Genomic DNA, 17,495 nt, shown 5'->3' with positions numbered 1-17,495 from the left:
GTTGAGCGGCTTTGAAACCGTTTGGGCGGAGAAAACCCGCATCCCGTGTTGGGTGCAAGCAGGTTTATTACCTACGCCAGCGGCGAACCACGCGCATGTCCCAGACGACCCAAAGCGTCGTCCCGACTACAGCGAGGCATGTTATCCATTTGCTGACCGATCCCATGGTGCCTTCGATCAGCAGTGCATGCACGACGGTTGAAATAACAATGATCGCAGCAAGCACATTGTGAAGAATAGCCCAATGCAGAAAACGCAAGGGCAAGTGGCGCCGTAACATAACTAGGACGGTCGTGATGATCATGCCCCAGAGCGCAACGACTCCGTAAAGAGAAAACGGTGTCGGGGAGACGAGGAGCAGCGCGTCAAGCGTATCCGGTGGGCTTGTCAGGTAAACGCCGCCGACATGTGCCACCACCGCGAGAACGATGACGCTGCCTGTGGCGCGATGCCAAATACGTGCGGTGCGAGGCCTGAGCCCAGGAATATGGCCGCCTGCGAGCAGCGGCTGCAAAAGGAACAGTATGAGTCCAAGTATGCCAGCAAACCCGGCCGCAATGTATGTCGACTCTCTATATTCAAGATACGGGCTTTGCGCTGCGATCACCAAAGGCAACAGCAAAGCAAGGACCAACGCACTCCAGATCAAAGCTGTCTTGGCCATTATGGGAAGATCATGCCCGCGTGAGGACAAAGTCGACGTTTAGCGATGTGTCTCGTGCACTTGGCATAACAGGGCGCAGAAAGACCGTTTTGAAGGTGCCGTCATCATAGGCAAGATGTGCGTGCGGTTGGCCAAAGTTTGGCACAATCTGGTGCATTTCCAGATGATAGGACCCGTCTGCCTGAGTGAGAACGGATCCATGGTTGCGCGGTTCGCGTTCTCCGCCAATCGTGGTTGCCGCCCAGATTTGGATACGGGCATTTTGAATGGGTTGGCCTTGACCCGCCAGACGGACTTTGCCGGAAATATGAAACCCATCACCAAGCTTTTCGACAAAAGGCGCGTTTGGACGGTAGTTGTTTGAACCGCCCCGCATCGTTTGAGTTGGTTTCAAAGACTGTGCGAGAGCAGGTGAAGACATCCCCGAGGCGACCAGAGCAGTGGATAGACCAGCACCAATCAAAAAACGGCGGCGATTGTAGTAGGGCGTGTACATGGCAAACTCCTGTGGCACGGCTGGGGTGGTGGTCCTTGCCGCAGTGTGCCACAGGCGTTGAGATTTTCAGTGCACATGTTTGTGAGTGCCCATGCGTTTATCGCCGTGCGCGGGCCTCCATGGCCTCTTCACCCAGCGTGAGCGTGTAAGCCGTGAGTTCCGCTAGGGCCTCATCGGCGTCCGCGCTGTTTTGCATTTCCAAGGCGTCGGCAATGCGGGTGTGCAGGCCGATGATCACATCGCGGTTGCGCTGTGTGAAGGTGATCATATTCATCAGGGGCTGCATGGCTTCCACGGCGCCGGCGAGTTGGTAAGATAGGACCGGGTTGTTGGCGCCATCCACAAGCGCGCGGTGAAAGGCCACGTCACTGTCACAGAAGCGCTCGTCGGAGAGGCCCGGCTGCGCCTGGCGGTGGATTTCCGCGCGCATCGTGGCGAGATGATCTGGTGTGCGGCGTTGGGCCGACAAGGGCGCGCAAGCGCGCTCCAAGGCAAAGCGGGCTTCGCAGGCGGTTTCAAAATCCACTGCGTTCATAGACAGCAGAAGCGTGCTGGTTGTGATATGCTGCGCGTAAGCCTCATCATATGACAGGCGCCGCACAAAGGCCCCGCCGGTGGCGCCGCGTTGGGTGCGGATCAGGTTCTGCGCCGCCAGGCGTTTGAGCGCCTCGCGCACGGTGGGGCGAGAGACGTCAAATTGGTCAGCCAGCTCAGATTCCGAGGGCAGGCGTTCGTCGACAATCATGTCACCGGAGATAATCGCATCGCGGATGGCTTTGGCGATTTGTGCGGAGAGGTCGGCTTTGTTCTTGGGGTCTATTTTCAATTGTCTGACATTTAGTGTTTGCTGCGCGTTTAATTGTCTGACATTTTAGTCCCAAGAAGTGAGTCGCGGCAAGAGGAGGAATGTCGACGATGATCGCAGATCGCATTCGTTCCATGACCGGGTCCCATTGGCTCGCCTTGTTTGGCAGTATTCTGGCCGCGTGGGCTGTGCTGTTCCTGATGGCTATTCCAGCAGAAATGCGGGAGCTTAACGCGATTTATGGTGCGGATTTTTGGGTCAGCCTGTGCACGATCACGCCGGATGCCAGCGGCTTTGCTCGCGTGTTGCTGATGTGGATCGTGATGAGCGCCGCGATGATGGCCCCAACGGCTTTGCCAGCCTTTGCCACCTACGATGATCTGGCGCGCCAAGCGCCAGGCGCGAAGTTTTCTGCGCTGGTGGGCGGCTATCTGGCGGTGTGGATCGGGTTTTCCATACTGGCCGCAGGGCTGCAGATGGTGTTGTTTCAGGCGGGACTGCTGGGCGCATTGGGGGAAAGCCGGTCGGCGTTTTTCTCCGCGTTCTTGTTGGTGGTAGCGGGACTGTATCAATTCTCCCCCATGAAGGAGGCCTGCCTGTCCAAGTGCCGCATGCCAATGACGTTTTTTATGCAGCATTGGGACGAGGGGCCTTGGAAAAACGGACTACGCTTGGGGCTGATTTGTCTGGGCTGCTGCTGGGCGTTGATGCTGTTGGCCTTTGTGGGCGGCGTGATGAACATCGCCTTCATGGGGCTGGCCACGCTGATCATGATTTTTGAGAAACTGCCCGACGTCGGGCGTTGGGTGACAAAGCCGCTGGGGCTCGTGTTGTTGTGCAGCGCGGCCTATGTGGCGGCGGGCGCCTTGTGAAGCACACTTAAGGAGGAATCATTATGGCATCGGATCGCATTCAAGCGCCCGCCAAGATCGACAACCGCCATCCGGACGCGATGAAATCCGGACTGGGCACCATTCCGTGGACCATCAAAGGGGAGCTGATCCTCAACTGTAACTGTACGGTGTTCTGCCCCTGCGTGGTGAGCCTCGGCCTGCATCCACCCACAGAGGGCCATTGTCAGACCTGGGGCGGTGTGCGGATTGACGAAGGTCAGTATGGCGACGTCGACCTGTCCGGGTTGAACATCGGTCTGTTGATCGAGATCCCGGGCATGATGAGCCGTGGCAACTGGAAAGTGGCGCTGTTCATTGATGATCGCGCCAGCCCCGAGGCTTACAACGCGCTGGTGGATATCTTCAGCGGCAAAGCCAAAGGCACCACCGGTCTGTTCCAGGTTCTGGTGGGAGAGATCATTGGCGTGGAGCGTCAGCCTGTGTCTTATGACACGTCCGAGGACGGCAAAACCCGCCACATCACCGTCGGCAAGAAGATCGAGGGTGTGGTCTATCCGGTTGAAGGCAAAAACAAAGATGAGGAGATTGTGATCTCCAACACAAAATACTGGATGGGGCCAGACATCACGGTGGCGACAGCCTCCAAAGGCCGCGTGCGTGCCTTTGGCCGGGTTTGGGATTTTGGCGGGCGCTCTGCTGAGATCTGCCAGATCGACTGGCACGGACCTCGGTAACGGCCATGTCGATGATCACGCCGGAATACTGCCAGATGATGGCCAAGTATAACGCCTGGCAAAACCAGACGATGCGTGCGGCGTGTGAAACCCTGACCGAGGCGGAATTGCGGGCCGATCGCGGTGCGTTTTTTGGCTCGGTCATGGCGACAATCAATCACATCCTCTGGGGTGATGCCCTGTGGATGAGCCGCTTGGACGGCGGGGATGGGCCGTCCAAGCCGGCAACTGAACATGCGGAGCTGTGCCCGACGTTTGCGATCTGGGCGCAGGAACGCACCCGCATGGATCAGAGAATTGTGCAGTGGGCAGAAAGTGTTACCGCCGAAAGCTTGAGTGGGGATTTGAGCTGGCATGCGCAGATGCTGAAAAAGGACATGCACAAGCCGATGGCGCTGTGTGTGGTGCATCTGTTCAACCACCAGACCCACCACCGCGGCCAAGTGCATACCATGCTAACCGGCTATGATCGCAACACAGAAGACACGGATTTGGTTTTGATGCCTGAGGAGGTTTCATGGCTCTGATTTCCCCATCACGGCGGCTGCGGCGCACGCCGTTCTCGGACGGCGTCGAGGCGGCCGGTGTGAAAGCTTACACGGTCTATAACCGCATGTTGCTGCCGACGGTGTTTCGCTCTGTGGAAGAGGATTACCGCCACCTCAAAACGGCTGTGCAGGTTTGGGATGTGGCAGTCGAGCGCCAAGTGGAAGTGCGGGGGCCGGATGCGAGCAAGCTGATGCAGATGCTGACGCCGCGCGATCTGCGCGGCATGTTGCCGGGGCAGTGCTATTACGTGCCGATCGTGGATGAGACCGGTGGCATGTTGAACGATCCGGTGGCGGTGAAACTCGCCGAAGATCGGTGGTGGATTTCGATTGCCGACAGCGATTTGCTGTTGTGGGTCAAAGGCATCGCCTATGGCTATCGACTGGATGTGCTGGTGGATGAGCCAGACGTCAGTCCGCTTGCGGTGCAGGGTCCGAAGGCGGACGATCTGATGGCGCGGGTGTTTGGAGAGAAAGTGCGCGATGTGCGGTTCTTCCGCTTTGGCTGGTTTGAGTTTCAGGGGCGTAGCCTTGTGGTGGCGCGGTCTGGCTATTCCAAACAGGGTGGATTTGAAATCTACGTCGAGGGCAGCGACATCGGCATGCCGCTTTGGAATGCCCTCATGGAAGCGGGCAAAGACCTCGATGTCTATGCAGGGTGCCCCAACCTGATTGAGCGGATCGAAGGTGGGTTGTTGAGTTATGGCAACGACATGACCGATGACAACACGCCACATGAATGTGGCTTGGGCCGGTTTTGCAACACCAACACCGCGATTGGTTGTGTTGGCCGGGATGCCTTGCTGCGCGTGGCGCAGGAAGGGCCGGTACGTCAGATCCGGCCTATTGAAATCCATGACGCTTCGGTGCCGCCTTGTGATCAGCTGTGGCCGATCATGGATGGCGACGATCACGTGGGCAATGTGAGCAGTGCGGCCTGGTCGCCGGATTTCACCACCAATGTGGCGATCGGCATGGTGCGGATGACCCATTGGAAATCCGGCACCGAGGTGGATGTGGTGACACCGGATGGGGTGCGGCCTGCAACGGTTTATGAGGCCTTCTGGCAATAGCGGAGGTGGCCGAGGCTGGACCGCCTTCGGCGAGGATATTTTGGGAATGAGAAAGCTGGGCGGCGGCCTGGCGCGAGAGGAGAAATGAGATGTTCAAAGCACTGGTGATGGACCAAAACGACGAAGGTTTGGCAAGCGCGTCGATCAAGGATTTGACGCTGGACGACCTGCCCAACGCAGAGGTCACGGTGGCAGTGGAGTACTCCACGGTGAACTACAAAGACGGGCTGTGCCTGTCGGCCAAGGGCGGCGGTTTGGTGCGCAAGTATCCGCATGTGCCCGGGATCGACTTTGCTGGCACCGTCGAGGCCTCTGATGATGACCGCTACAAGCCCGGCGACAAAGTTGTGCTGACCGGCTGGCGCGTGGGTGAGGCGCATTGGGGCGGCTATGGCCAGAAGGCGCGGGTGAAGGCGGATTGGCTGGTGCCATTGCCGGAAGGACTGTCCCCGCAGCAGGCGATGGCTGTTGGGACTGCTGGTTTCACGTCGATGCTGTCGGTGATGGCGCTGGAAGATCACGGGTTGAAGCCCGGCAATGGTCCGGTTCTGGTGACTGGTGCCGCGGGCGGTGTAGGCTCTGTGGCGGTCGCGATCCTGGCAAACCTTGGTTATGAAGTGGCCGGTGTGACCGGGCGTCCCGAGAGCGGCGATTACATCAAATCGCTGGGCGCAACGCAGATCGTGGCGCGAGAAGAGCTCAATGAGACCGTGAAGCGTCCACTGGAAAGCGAGACCTGGGCGGGTTGTGTGGATGCCGTAGGTGGTGCGATGTTGGCGCGGGTGCTGGGTCAGATGAAGTACGGGGGCTCTGTGGCGGCTGTGGGTTTGGCCGGTGGGGCAGCGCTGCCCGCAACGGTGATCCCATTCCTGCTGCGCGGTGTGAACCTTTTGGGCATCGACTCCGTGATGCAGCCCTATGACAACCGCCTGCGCGCCTGGGAGCGGATTGCCAAAGACCTACCGATGGACAAGCTCGAGGCGATGGTCAAACCGGCCACCTTGTCTGATCTGCCGCAATTGGGCGCTGACATTCTGCAAGGTCAGGTGCAGGGCCGCGTTGTGGTTGACGTGAACGCCTAACAGCGCGAAAACACTGTGAAACAGGCGGGTGAGGCAACTTGCCCGCCTTTTGCATGTCTGAAGGAGGTGGTGCGCCATGAACTATGACAACGACAATATTTTTGCAAAAATCCTGCGGGGCGAAATCCCGAGCGAGAAGCTTTATGAGGATGACGACACCTATGTGTTTATGGACATCATGCCGCGCGCGGATGGGCATTGTCTGATCATTCCGAAATCACCCTGCCGCAACATGCTGGACGCCACACCAGAACAGCTGACTGCCTGTTTGAAGACTGTGCAAAAGATGGGCCATGCGGTGATGCAGGCCTTTGGCGCTGAAGGCGTGACCGTGCAGCAGTTCAACGAGGCAGCCGGGGGGCAGGAGGTGTTTCACCTGCATTACCACGTGTTGCCGCGCCACGAGGGGGTGAAGCTGCGCCCACCGGGCACGATGGCGGATTTTGCCGTGCTCAAAGCGCAGGCTGACAAAATCCGCGCGGCGCTGGCGTAAACGTCGCGGCGTGCGCCTGTTTCCCGGCTTGACCCCGCCGGGAAACGGCGGTTTGGTGCGGGTCAATTCAGGGGAGGTATCCGATGCTTGACGTAGATTTTGTACGCAGCCAGTTTCCGGCGTTTTCAGAACAATCGCTTGAGGGACAAGCGTTTTTTGAAAATGCGGGTGGCAGCTATACCTCCTCACAGGTGATTGACCGACTGACCCGGTTTTACCGCGAGCGCAAGGTGCAGCCCTATGCGCCGTATCGGGCCTCCGAACTTGGCGGGGCGGAAATGGACGAAGCCCGTGCGCGTCTGGCAGCCCTCATGGGGGTGGAGACGGAGGAGGTCTCCTTTGGGCCGTCAACCACGCAAAATACCTATGTTTTGGCGCAGGCGTTTCGGCAGTGGATGGACCCGGGGGATGCGATCATTGTGACCAATCAGGATCATGAGGCCAACTCTGGCCCGTGGCGGCGGTTGGCAGAAGACGGCATTGAGATCCGCGAATGGAAGATTGATCCAGAAACCGGTCATCTCGATCCTGAAAAGCTGATGGAGCTGCTGGATGATCGGGTGCGCCTGGTGTGTTTTCCGCATTGCTCCAACGTTGTTGGTGAGATCAATCCGGTGGCCAAGATCACCGCATTGGCCCATGCGGCGGGGGCGTTTGTTTGCGTTGATGGCGTGAGCTATGCCCCGCATGGACTGCCGGATGTGGGCGGCATGGGGGCGGATATCTATCTGTTCTCCGCCTACAAAACCTATGGCCCACATCAGGGCATCATGGTGATCCGGCGCAATATCGGGACCATGCTGCCCAACCAAGGGCACTATTTCAACGGCGACAGCCTGTATAAGCGGTTCACACCGGCGGGGCCGGATCATGCACAAGTTGCGGCCAGCGCGGGTATGGTAGACTATATTGAGGCTTTGGCGGCCCATCACGGGATCATGGGGGAAACGCCTGTGGCCACCGGTGCGGCGGTGCATGACCTGATGCGGGACCATGAAGTAAAGCTTCTGCAGCCGGTGTTGGACTACGCTGCTTCCAAGAACTCGGTGCGGCTGATCGGGCCGACAGACGCGGCCAAACGGGCGCCGACGGTGGCTTTGGTGGCCAATGCGCCGGGTGAGGCCCTGGCTGCGCAACTGGCCGGCCACGGCGTGATGGCGGGCGGTGGCGATTTTTACGCCAACCGCGCGCTTGAGGGCATGCATGTTGATACCGATCACGGTGTTTTGAGGGTGAGCTTTGTGCATTACACCAGCGAAAACGAAGTGCAGAAATTGATCGCGGCGCTCGACGCAGTTTTGTGATCCATGGCCCACGCGGCGCCGTAAGTGTTTGAAATGACACTGAAGGCGGGGCTTGGGCCACCTAATGACAACACCTGAATCCCTGACCATTTTGTGGTTTCGCCGTGATTTGCGGCTTTGTGATCATGCCGCTTTGACAGCGGCCGCAGCACGCGGGCCCGTCTTGCCGGTGTTTGTGCTCGATCCCATATTTGAAAGCCTCGGTGCGGCGGCAAAACTGCGTTTGCTGCTGTCGCTGAGAGCCTTGTCGCAGGATCTTGAGGCGCGGGGGATGCGCCTTGTCCTGCGGCGAGGTGCAGCCTGGCCGGTGTTGCAGGAGCTGGCTACGGAGAGTGGTGCGGATGCGATCTTTTGGAGCCGGGCCTATGATCCGGCGTCGGTTGAACGTGACACTGAGGTGAAAGTGGCAGCCAAGGACGCTGGGCTAAAAGCGGAGAGTTTCATCGGCGCGTTGCTATTTGAGCCGTGGTCCGTGAAGACCGGGCAGGGCGGGCCGTATCGGGTGTATACGCCGTTTTGGAAAGCCGTGCGGCATCGGGACGTGGCCCCGTGCTTGCCAGTCCCTAAGTTGGTCGCGCCGACGCAATGGCCAGAGAGCGATGCGCTGGAAGACTGGCAGCTGGGTGTAGATATGAGGTCTGGGTTTGAGGTTGTCGCCGGACAGGTGCAAGCGGGCGAAGAGGCCGCACAAGCGAAGCTGGCGTGCTTTCTGGAAACCAAAGCCGATGGCTATAAGGCGCAGAGGGATTTTCTTGGCGAGGCTGCGACGTCGGACCTGTCCGATGCGCTGACCTTTGGTGAGATCAGCCCCGCGCAGATGTGGCACGGCGGGCGGCGGCGCATGCAGGAAGGGGCTGCTGGTGCGGAGCATTTCCTGAAGGAAGTGGTTTGGCGCGAGTTTGCCTGGCATTTGTTGTGGCACTATCCGGACATGGACAAAAAGAACTGGCGGGAAGACTGGGCGCTGTTTCATTGGCATGAAAACGCCAGCGACCCGTTCTTTTTCGCTTGGTGCCAGGGGCGCACGGGTATCGAGGTGGTCGATGCTGCCATGCGGGAACTCTATGTGACCGGCAAGATGCACAATCGGGCACGCATGATTGTGGCGAGCTACCTAACCAAACACCTGAGGATGCACTGGCGTTTGGGGCTTGCCTGGTTTGCAGACTGTCTGGTGGATTGGGATCCGGCGTCTAATGCCATGGGCTGGCAATGGGTGGCCGGGTGCGGCCCCGATGCAGCGCCGTATTTCCGCATCTTCAATCCGGACACGCAGGCCGAGAAATTTGACGGTGATAGGGATTACCGTCGGTACTGGCTGGATCCGCAATCAGAGGGGGCGCAGGCATTTATGCAGGCAATCCCGCGCAGTTGGCTGCCGGTGTTTGAAACACCGCTCGCAGCACCAATCGTGGCTTTGAGCGCAGGGCGAGACGCCGCGCTCAAAGCCTATGAAACCTTCAAATCACAATAAAAACTTGCCGTAAGGCGCTGGTCGCGCTTAGCATTTAGGGCACACAGGGAAGAGGGGGACACTATGTACCTGACATCGACCAAAGGGGAAGCAAACCTGCCACGGTATTTTGCCGCGGTGTTTGAAACCGCGCAGAAGATCAACCACGGGCGAATTGATTTTGTCATGCAAGACGGGCGCAAGTTCCGGGCGGAAGGACCAAAACCCGGGCCGGTGTGTGAGATGCACGTGCACAATGACGACACTTTTGCCCGCCTGATGCGGGAAGGCGAGCTTGGGTTTTGTGAAGCCTATTTGGAAGGCTGGTGGAGCAGCCCGGATTTGCAAGCCTTCTGTGATTTCCTGCGCACTGACAATGACACACTGCGCGACGGGTTTCCCGGCATGTTTTTTGTGCGCGCCTTTGAACGGCTGCGCCATTGGATGAACACCAACACCAAAGCGCAGGCCAAGAAAAACATTAGCTATCATTATGACCTGGGCAACGAGTTTTACGGGCTGTGGCTCGATGACACGATGACCTACTCCTCCGCCATTTTTGAGACCGGTCAGGAAAGCATGGAGGATGCGCAGACCGCCAAATACGCCAGCATGGTGGACCAGATGGGGGTGAAACCCGGCGATCATGTGCTGGAAATTGGCTGTGGCTGGGGTGGGTTTGCCGAATACGCCGCCAAGGAGCGGGGTTTGAAAGTCACCGGATTGACGATTTCCGAAGAGCAGTTGAAGTACGCCGAAGAACGTATTGAAAAGGCTGGGCTTTCTCACATGGTCGACTTCAAGCTTCAGGACTATCGCGACGAAACTGCGACCTACGACGGGATTGCCAGCATCGAGATGTTCGAGGCGGTGGGCGAGAAATACTGGCCGGTCTATTTTGAATCGGTGCGCGACCGGTTGAAACCCGGTGGGAAGGCCACACTTCAGATTATCACGCTGACCGAACAACGGTTTGAGCAGTATCGCAAAGGTGTTGATTTCATTCAGAAGTACATCTTCCCGGGCGGCATGTTGCCGAGTCCAACCGCCTTGCGTGAAGAGGTCAAGAAGGCCGGCCTTACCGTGGCGGGCTCCATTGAGTTTGGTCAAAGCTACAGCCAGACTCTGCGTCGATGGCATGAGACGTTTAACGATCATTGGGACCGGATTCAGGGCATGGGCTTTGATGAGCGCTTCCGCCGTATGTGGAATTTTTATCTGACCTCTTGTGCTGCGGCGTTTCGCAGTGGAAGCTGCGACGTGACACAAATCACGATCGCAAAGCCTGGTACATGATCTCATCAAATAAGCTAGTAGCTGCCTCCTGCCTCGCCATTATTGGTGGGCTGGTGGCAGAATTTGTGAAACCACAAATGCCGGAGGGGTCAAACTTCGGCAACATGACTTTGATAAGCGCTGGAGTAGGCTTGGTTGTCGGCTGGCGCGTAATGGGGCGGCGCGCGGGGCGCAGCCGCTCTTTGGAGCTTGGCCTGGTGGGCGTGGCGGCGTTGGTATTTTGGGGATTGGTGCTGTTTGGGCTGATCGAAATGTTCCGGCTGGCCATGCGTCGACGCCTGGACGAGCCCGTGGAAGCGATGGAACGCGCCGTGACGGTGGCGTTGGAGTATGGGCTCTATCTGCTGCACCCCAGCGTTCTGATCACTTTGCTCATGGGCGCCGTGATCAGTGGCATTTTTACAAACTACGCCGCGCGTAACTGGGGATAATCCATGACAAATGTATTTGTGTACGGCACGTTGCGACACGTGCCTCTGCTGGCGGCTGTGCTTGGCAAAGATCAGGAGTCGCTGGACCTGCGCACAGGGTGTCTTTCCAAACATGATGTGTTTGCTGTGAAAGGGCAGGATTTTCCGATCTTGAAGCCCTCGGGTGGGCAGGCCGAAGGGCTGTTCATTGGCGACTTGAGCGATACGGAAGTTGAGCGGCTGCGGTTTTATGAAGGCAGCTATGACTATGATTTGACGGATGTTTCCGTCACCGTTGACGGGACCGAGCACCCGGCTCGCGTGTTCAAAAGTGACAACGCAGGTTGGGTTCCTGACGGGCCATGGTCGTTGGACAATTGGGCGGCACGTTTTGGCGAAGTCACGGTGCTGCGCGCCGTTGAGGAAATGAGTTACTTTGGACAACGGTCGCGGGCCAAAGTGGATTGGATGTTGCCTCTGATCAAAGCGCGGGCCACGGCAAAGATGCAGGCCAAACGGCGCAATGATGCGGTGAGTCCAAGCGGCATGACGGCGGGGGATGTAGGCGATGTGTCGCTGTCGAGACCCTATGCGGAGTACTTTACGCTGGAGGAGTATGGCCTGACCTTCCGACGGTACGACGGATCACAAAGTGAGAAAGTGAAGCGCGCAGTATTTGTCGCCACCGATGCGGTGATTTTGCTGCCTTATGATCCGGTGCGAGATCGCGTTTTGTTGATCGAACAGTTCCGCCCCGGACCGTTTGCGCGTGGCGATGATTTGCCTTGGCAATTGGAGCCCATCGCAGGCCGACTGGATGCGGAAGAAAGCCCGGAAAGCTGTGCCAGGCGGGAGGCGCAAGAGGAAGCCGGACTGGAACTCGCGGAGTTACATGAGGTGGCCAACTGTTATGCATCCCCTGGGTGCAGCACGGAATACTTCAATATTTTCGTTGGGTTGGCCGACCTGCCAGATGATGTGGAAGGGGTCTCCGGGTTGGAGCAGGAGGCAGAGGACATTCGCTCTTACGTCTACAGCTTTGACGCGTTGATGCAGATGGTGGACAGGAAACAAATTGTGAATGCGCCGTTGGTACTGGCCGCGCTGTGGTTGGCGCGACATCGCGACAGGCTGCGCGGGATTGCTTGAGTTTGCCCCGCGCCTTGCCTACACAGGATTTCAGACATCTATAAAGGACCGCGCAACATGCATATCGCCCGTGATCTGGCCCAAGCGATTGGCAACACCCCTTTGATCCGCCTGAACAAAGTCAGCGACGAGACCGGGTGTGAGATTTATGGCAAGGCGGAGTTCATGAACCCCGGCCAATCGGTCAAGGACCGTGCCGCGCTTTACATCATCAAAGACGCAATTGCGCGCGGGGATCTGAAGCCGGGTGGCACCATTGTCGAAGGCACCGCTGGCAACACCGGGATTGGCCTTGCACTGGTGGGCGCGTCCATGGGGTTCAAAACCGTGATTGTGATCCCTGAGACGCAATCGCAGGAAAAGAAAGACATGCTACGTCTGGCGGGTGCGGAATTGGTGCAGGTGCCTGCGGCGCCTTACAAAAACCCCAACAACTACGTGCGCTATTCCGGTCGTTTGGCAGCAGAGCTGGCGAAGACCGAGCCAAATGGCGCGATCTGGGCCAACCAATTTGACAATGTCGCCAACCGTCAGAGCCACGTTGAGACCACCGGCCCGGAAATCTGGACGCAGACCGAAGGCAAAGTGGATGGCTTCACCTGTGCAGTGGGGTCGGGTGGCACCTTGGCGGGCGTCGCCGAAGCCCTGCAGCCCAAGGGCGTGAAAATTGGTCTTGCGGACCCAATGGGCGCGGCGCTGTACAACTTCTACACCAACGGTGAGCTGAAATCCGAAGGTGGCTCCATCACCGAAGGCATTGGTCAAGGGCGCATCACCGCCAACCTTGAAGGTTTCACACCGGACATGAGCTATCAAATCTCAGATGAAGAAGCGCTGCCTTATGTGTTTGACCTGCTGGAGAATGAAGGCCTGTGTCTCGGTGGGTCGTCTGGTGTGAACATTGGGGGTGCCGTGCGCATGGCCAAGGAAATGGGTCCGGGCCACACCATTGTTACCATCCTTTGTGATTACGGCACGCGCTATCAGTCCAAACTGTTCAACCCGGAGTTCCTTAAGGAAAAAGGCCTGCCGACCCCGGCATGGCTGGGCAACAAAGGCCCAAGCAGCATTCCGGGTGTATTTGAAGACATATAAGGCAGCCTCACACCATGCGCCCACTGATTAGGTTTCTGAGTGTTGCGGTCACGGTTCTGACCGTTTGGGTAACCGCAGTTTGGGCGCAAGGCGCTTTGCCGCCTGATTATGGTGAATGGCGGCGGGTCGCGGACCGCGCTGCCGAAGCCATCGACAATGATCGCGCCTCTGAAGCGGCGATGGACACGCTGCGCGATCAGCTGTCGTTGTGGAGCGAAGAGTTCAGTGACGAGAGTTCACGGTCTCGGATATCCGTCACCACGCTTGAGGCACAGTTGGAGCGCCTGGGGCCGGTGCCGGAAGGCGGTGAGGCTGAGGATGTGGCTGAGGAACGGCGACAATTGGAGTTGTCGTTGTCAGAGGCTAAAGCCCCCGTTCGGCGCGCGGAACTGGCGCTGACCGAGGCACAGGAACTGATCCGGTCCATCGATGTATTACTGAGAGAACGGCATACGCAAATCCTGCTGGAGCCGGGCCCGTTTCCACTCAATCCAGACCTTTGGTGGCCAGCCGCCCGCGAGTTGAGCGACTCTTTCCGTTTGATAGCGTTGGAGTTCCAAACCGGCTGGGTGCATGAAAAACAGCGCAATGAGTTGCGTAAATCGTTACCGCGTATGCTGTTTTTTCTCGCGATTGCCTTTGTCCTTCTGACGCGGGGCATGCGCTGGACCGAAAGGGCGCTGCAGAGCATGATCCGCGACCGTGTGCACCTGTCGGCGACACGCTGGATCGCGGTGTTCTGCCTGTCCTACGGTCAGGTTGTTTTGCCAATGTTGGGCGTGTTTGCATTTTCCAAAGCAGTCTACGCCACCGACTTGCCCGGGCTGCGTGGCGATGTGGTGCTTTCCATTTTGCCGCTGATGACCTTTGAGCTGCTGACCGCACGCTGGCTGGGAGAACGGGTGTTTTCACGCAATGAGCGGCCGCTGTTGCTGGTCAACCTAACCGAAGCGGAAAAGCGTAAGGGGCGGCGAGCGAGCACGGTGCTGGGCGCCATGCTGGCACTGAGTTCGCTGTTTGTGGAGCTCGCCCGCTATGAGAGCTGGACGCGCGGCACCGAAGCAGTGGTGTTCTTTGTCACCACCGTGGTCGCGGCATACTTCCTTGGCTTGCTAGGTAGATTGGTTTCGAGCCACGCAGGATCGATGCGGGCCGAAGAGGACGGACCGCTGACCGCGATAGGTCAATTGATCTCACTCCTTGGGCGCTACACGGTTCTGGTGTCGCTGATCGGGGGCGTATTGGCGACCATCGGCCTGACCCGTGGCGCGAGCTATCTGGTGTTTTCCAGCACGCGCACTGTATTTCTGGTGGCTTTCCTGCTGGTCGCGCAGCGGGTCATTCAAAAGATTTTCTCTGCCCTGAATGGGCGTGACGACGACGAAAGCCCGTTGGCCGCCGTTCTGGCGGGCATTGGCATCGTGATCCTGTCGCTGCCTGTGTTCCTGATGTGCTGGGGCGCGCAGGTTTCGGACTTGCAGCAAATCTGGCGCAATATCTCGGATGGCTTGCAGTTTGGCGATCTGATCTTATCGCCGGAAAACATCCTACTGCTGATTGTGGTCTACGCCTTTGGCCATGCGGTGACCCGGCTGTCCCAGAGCTTTTTACGCGACAACATTTTGCCAAAGACGCGACTGGATGCAGGCGGGCAAACTGCGGTGGTTTCTGGCGCGGGGTACATCGGCATCTTCCTTGCGGCGCTGATCGCCTTGACAGTTGCGGGGATCAATCTTGGTAACATCGCGCTCTTTGCCGGGGCGCTGTCTGTTGGGATTGGTTTTGGCCTGCAAAACATCGTCTCCAACTTTGTGAGCGGCATCATCCTGTTGATTGAACGCCCTGTGAGCGAGGGTGACTGGATCGATGTGAATGGGCAGATGGGCTATGTGCGCGACATTTCGGTGCGCTCGACACGGATCGAAACTTTTGATCGCACAGATGTGGTGATCCCAAACAGCGACCTGATTTCCGGCACTGTGACCAACTATACCCGCGGCAATACCGTTGGGCGGGTGATTGTACCGGTTGGGGTGGCCTACGGCACGGACACCCGCTGGGTGGAAGGAATATTGCGTGAGATTGCCGAGGCGCACCCAATGGTATTGGCCAATCCGGCGCCTGCAGTGGTGTTTCAAGGGTTTGGTGCGGATTCACTGAACTTTGAAATCCGCGCGATCCTGCGCGATGTGAACTGGATGCTGACGGTGAAGAGTGATTTGAATCACGAGATTGCGCGTCGATTTGTGGAAGAGGGCATCGAGATACCCTTTGCCCAACGGGATATTTGGCTGCGCAATCCTGAAACGTTGCGCGGCGAAGCTCCGGCGGCAAATAAACCTGCTAAGCCTGTGGCGCAGAGTTCTACACCCGTAAGCGCAACACCAACACCGCCGGACCTGGATGACATGGACGGCGCGGACGGAGATGGGGACGGAGACGGCCGATGAGCAAACTGTTGTTTTTGGAAGACGCCTATCAGAAAGAAGCGGTTGGCGTGGTGATTGGACACACGCCGGAAGGCGGCATCCTGCTGGACGCGCATTTGTTTTATGCCACCAGCGGTGGACAGCCGGGCGACAGTGGCGTGTTGAAATGGGACGGACACAGTACCGAAATTGCCACCACTGTGAAAACGCTGGATGGCGCAATTGCCTTGGTGCCGTCTGCACCGGAGGAACTGCCGCCAATTGGCACGGATGTGAAACAGGTGTTGGATTGGGGGCGGCGTCACCGACACATGCGGGTGCATACCGCGCTGCATCTGTTGTCCGTGGTTATTCCATTGCCGGTGACAGGCGGGTCCATTGGCGCGGAAAAAGGCCGGTTGGATTTTGATATGCCGGAAGCACCGGAGGACAAACAGGCGCTGAGTGATGCGCTCAACGCGCTGATTGATCGCGACTTGGCCGTCACCGAAGACTGGATCACCGATGCGGAACTGGAAGCCAATCCGGGATTGGTGAAAACCATGTCCGTGGCCCCGCCCAAAGGCGCCGGAAAAATCCGGTTGGTGCGGATTGGCACCGAGGACGAGCAGGTAGATTTGCAACCCTGCGGCGGTACACATGTGGCCAGCACCGGCGAAATTGGCCGGGTGCGGATTGGCAAAATCGAGAAGAAGGGCAAGCAGAACCGGCGGGTGTATCTGCATCTGGATGCCTGACCGCGCTTCGCTATTAGGTTGAGAAAACAGAAAAGCCGCAGGCCAAAAGGCTGCGGCTTTTGCTTTACGTAATGTGCAGGCACAAAAAAAGGCGGGGTGCCATGACCAATAGACCCCGCCTTCTTTGTGAGACCAGATTTCTTCTAGCCGTCTGACACAACCACCCGAAGATGGGGGTGCCGGGTGGGGACGAGGCGCGGCGCGGCCGGTGTTTTGGCGTGCTCTTGCGCGGGCTGCATCCCAGCCGGCGTTGTGATTTCAACTTTCTGAGGCTGTGGCGCGGCCACGGCATCCGAGGAAACTTTGGCGCTTGGCATGTCGATCCGGCGCAGGAAGCTGCCTTCCAGATCAAACCGCTGAGGCGCGCGGCCCAGATCGCCGTCTACGGTGATTGCGCCCAGAATACGGTTCACTTCGCCACTGTCAGAGCGCAGCGGCAGGAGCATCATTTCGGCGTTGAGACCGTTGCGGCGGAAACCCCGGGTGGTGCTCATTTCCAGACGGCCAATCGCCGGTGCCGCAAAGACTTTTTCCAATGCTTGACCAAAGCTGTCGCGGGACGCTTCGTTGATCAGCGCGGACATGGGCATGCCGCGCATGTCCATGCCCATCACATCGGTGAGCGTGTTGCAAGAGACCCGCAAGCGCGCCATGCCCGGTGCGATGCGTTCAAGAATGAACGCGTGCTTGAGCACTTTCTGAATTTGGCGTGGGTCCACGTCGCTGCGGTAGGGCACCGGGTGCCCGTCGCGAAGACCGTCCCAGTAAGCTTTAACATCCTGCATTACGGCGATGCTGTGCACCTTTGCCGCGCTGGATTTTCCGTCACCAAAAATTCTCATGCTCTTCCCCCCAGGAAAAACTTCTGCATCT

18 protein-coding genes are annotated in these 17,495 nt (G+C 58.3%); 14 read left to right on the top strand and 4 right to left on the bottom strand.

Going from position 1 to position 17,495, the window contains the following annotated elements; translation table 11 throughout:
* Nucleotides 1-67: 67 nt before the first annotated feature.
* The 3 genes from SIB38_RS14020 to SIB38_RS14010 form a co-directional block, all read right to left on the bottom strand.
* The gene (locus SIB38_RS14020; protein WP_412550414.1) at nucleotides 68-664 is read right to left on the bottom strand and encodes a ferric reductase-like transmembrane domain-containing protein; all 597 of its coding nucleotides are present in this window, start codon (nucleotides 662-664) and stop codon (nucleotides 68-70) included.
* Nucleotides 665-674: 10 nt separating this feature from the next.
* The gene (locus SIB38_RS14015; protein WP_412550413.1) at nucleotides 675-1,040 is read right to left on the bottom strand and encodes a twin-arginine translocation pathway signal; all 366 of its coding nucleotides are present in this window, start codon (nucleotides 1,038-1,040) and stop codon (nucleotides 675-677) included.
* Nucleotides 1,041-1,257: 217 nt separating this feature from the next.
* Nucleotides 1,258-1,986, bottom strand: coding sequence for a FadR/GntR family transcriptional regulator (locus SIB38_RS14010; protein ID WP_412550412.1), 729 nt, complete (start codon nucleotides 1,984-1,986; stop codon nucleotides 1,258-1,260).
* Nucleotides 1,987-2,066: 80 nt separating this feature from the next.
* On the opposite strand from SIB38_RS14010, the gene SIB38_RS14005 reads away from it, so the two are divergent.
* The 14 genes from SIB38_RS14005 (at nucleotide 2,067) to SIB38_RS13940 (ending at nucleotide 16,622) form a co-directional block, all read left to right on the top strand.
* On the top strand, nucleotides 2,067-2,837 hold the full coding sequence (locus SIB38_RS14005) for a DUF2182 domain-containing protein (RefSeq protein WP_412550411.1): 771 nt from the start codon (nucleotides 2,067-2,069) through the stop codon (nucleotides 2,835-2,837).
* Nucleotides 2,838-2,917: 80 nt separating this feature from the next.
* Complete coding sequence (locus SIB38_RS14000) at nucleotides 2,918-3,553, top strand: DUF1326 domain-containing protein (RefSeq protein ID WP_294115232.1); 636 nt, start codon at nucleotides 2,918-2,920, stop codon at nucleotides 3,551-3,553.
* A 5-nt stretch (nucleotides 3,554-3,558) separates the two neighbouring features.
* A complete protein-coding gene (locus tag SIB38_RS13995; protein WP_412550410.1) occupies nucleotides 3,559-4,080 on the top strand; it encodes a DinB family protein in 522 nt (173 codons plus the stop codon).
* Nucleotides 4,071-5,174 carry a dimethylsulfoniopropionate demethylase gene (locus SIB38_RS13990; RefSeq protein WP_294114747.1) on the top strand — a complete coding sequence of 368 codons (1,104 nt, stop codon included), beginning with the start codon at nucleotides 4,071-4,073 and terminating at the stop codon, nucleotides 5,172-5,174. The genes SIB38_RS13995 and SIB38_RS13990 overlap by 10 nt, the downstream gene beginning before the upstream one ends.
* 89 nt (nucleotides 5,175-5,263) lie before the next feature.
* The gene (gene acuI / locus SIB38_RS13985; protein ID WP_294114744.1) at nucleotides 5,264-6,256 is read left to right on the top strand and encodes an acryloyl-CoA reductase; all 993 of its coding nucleotides are present in this window, start codon (nucleotides 5,264-5,266) and stop codon (nucleotides 6,254-6,256) included.
* Nucleotides 6,257-6,332: 76 nt separating this feature from the next.
* Entirely contained in the window at nucleotides 6,333-6,749 is a 417-nt protein-coding gene (locus SIB38_RS13980) for an HIT family protein (protein ID WP_294114742.1), read from the top strand.
* A gap of 83 nt (nucleotides 6,750-6,832) precedes the next feature.
* Complete coding sequence (locus tag SIB38_RS13975; protein WP_294114740.1) at nucleotides 6,833-8,053, top strand: aminotransferase class V-fold PLP-dependent enzyme; 1,221 nt, start codon at nucleotides 6,833-6,835, stop codon at nucleotides 8,051-8,053.
* 64 nt (nucleotides 8,054-8,117) lie between these two features.
* On the top strand, nucleotides 8,118-9,527 hold the full coding sequence (locus tag SIB38_RS13970; protein WP_294114738.1) for a cryptochrome/photolyase family protein: 1,410 nt from the start codon (nucleotides 8,118-8,120) through the stop codon (nucleotides 9,525-9,527).
* Between the two features lie 63 nt (nucleotides 9,528-9,590).
* Complete coding sequence (locus SIB38_RS13965; protein ID WP_294114735.1) at nucleotides 9,591-10,802, top strand: SAM-dependent methyltransferase; 1,212 nt, start codon at nucleotides 9,591-9,593, stop codon at nucleotides 10,800-10,802.
* Complete coding sequence (locus SIB38_RS13960) at nucleotides 10,799-11,233, top strand: TrgA family protein (protein ID WP_294114734.1); 435 nt, start codon at nucleotides 10,799-10,801, stop codon at nucleotides 11,231-11,233. The genes SIB38_RS13965 and SIB38_RS13960 overlap by 4 nt, the downstream gene beginning before the upstream one ends.
* A gap of 3 nt (nucleotides 11,234-11,236) precedes the next feature.
* The gene (locus tag SIB38_RS13955) at nucleotides 11,237-12,361 is read left to right on the top strand and encodes an NUDIX domain-containing protein (RefSeq protein WP_294114733.1); all 1,125 of its coding nucleotides are present in this window, start codon (nucleotides 11,237-11,239) and stop codon (nucleotides 12,359-12,361) included.
* Nucleotides 12,362-12,418: 57 nt separating this feature from the next.
* Nucleotides 12,419-13,456 (top strand): cysteine synthase A, encoded by a 1,038-nt coding sequence (locus SIB38_RS13950; protein ID WP_412550409.1) that lies wholly within the window; start codon nucleotides 12,419-12,421, stop codon nucleotides 13,454-13,456.
* A gap of 14 nt (nucleotides 13,457-13,470) precedes the next feature.
* Nucleotides 13,471-15,906, top strand: coding sequence for a DUF3772 domain-containing protein (locus SIB38_RS13945; protein ID WP_412550408.1), 2,436 nt, complete (start codon nucleotides 13,471-13,473; stop codon nucleotides 15,904-15,906).
* On the top strand, nucleotides 15,903-16,622 hold the full coding sequence (locus tag SIB38_RS13940; protein ID WP_412550407.1) for an alanyl-tRNA editing protein: 720 nt from the start codon (nucleotides 15,903-15,905) through the stop codon (nucleotides 16,620-16,622). The genes SIB38_RS13945 and SIB38_RS13940 overlap by 4 nt, the downstream gene beginning before the upstream one ends.
* Nucleotides 16,623-16,765: 143 nt before the next feature.
* Here SIB38_RS13940 and SIB38_RS13935 read toward each other — a convergent pair whose 3' ends face one another.
* On the bottom strand, nucleotides 16,766-17,464 hold the full coding sequence (locus SIB38_RS13935; RefSeq protein ID WP_412550406.1) for a PAS domain-containing protein: 699 nt from the start codon (nucleotides 17,462-17,464) through the stop codon (nucleotides 16,766-16,768).
* Between the last annotated feature and the right edge of the window lie 31 nt (nucleotides 17,465-17,495).

This window comes from Shimia sp. MIT910701 (genome assembly GCF_047126315.1).
Classification (GTDB): Bacteria; Pseudomonadota; Alphaproteobacteria; order Rhodobacterales; family Rhodobacteraceae; genus Shimia.
This window is presented reverse-complemented; position numbering and strand designations above follow the sequence as displayed.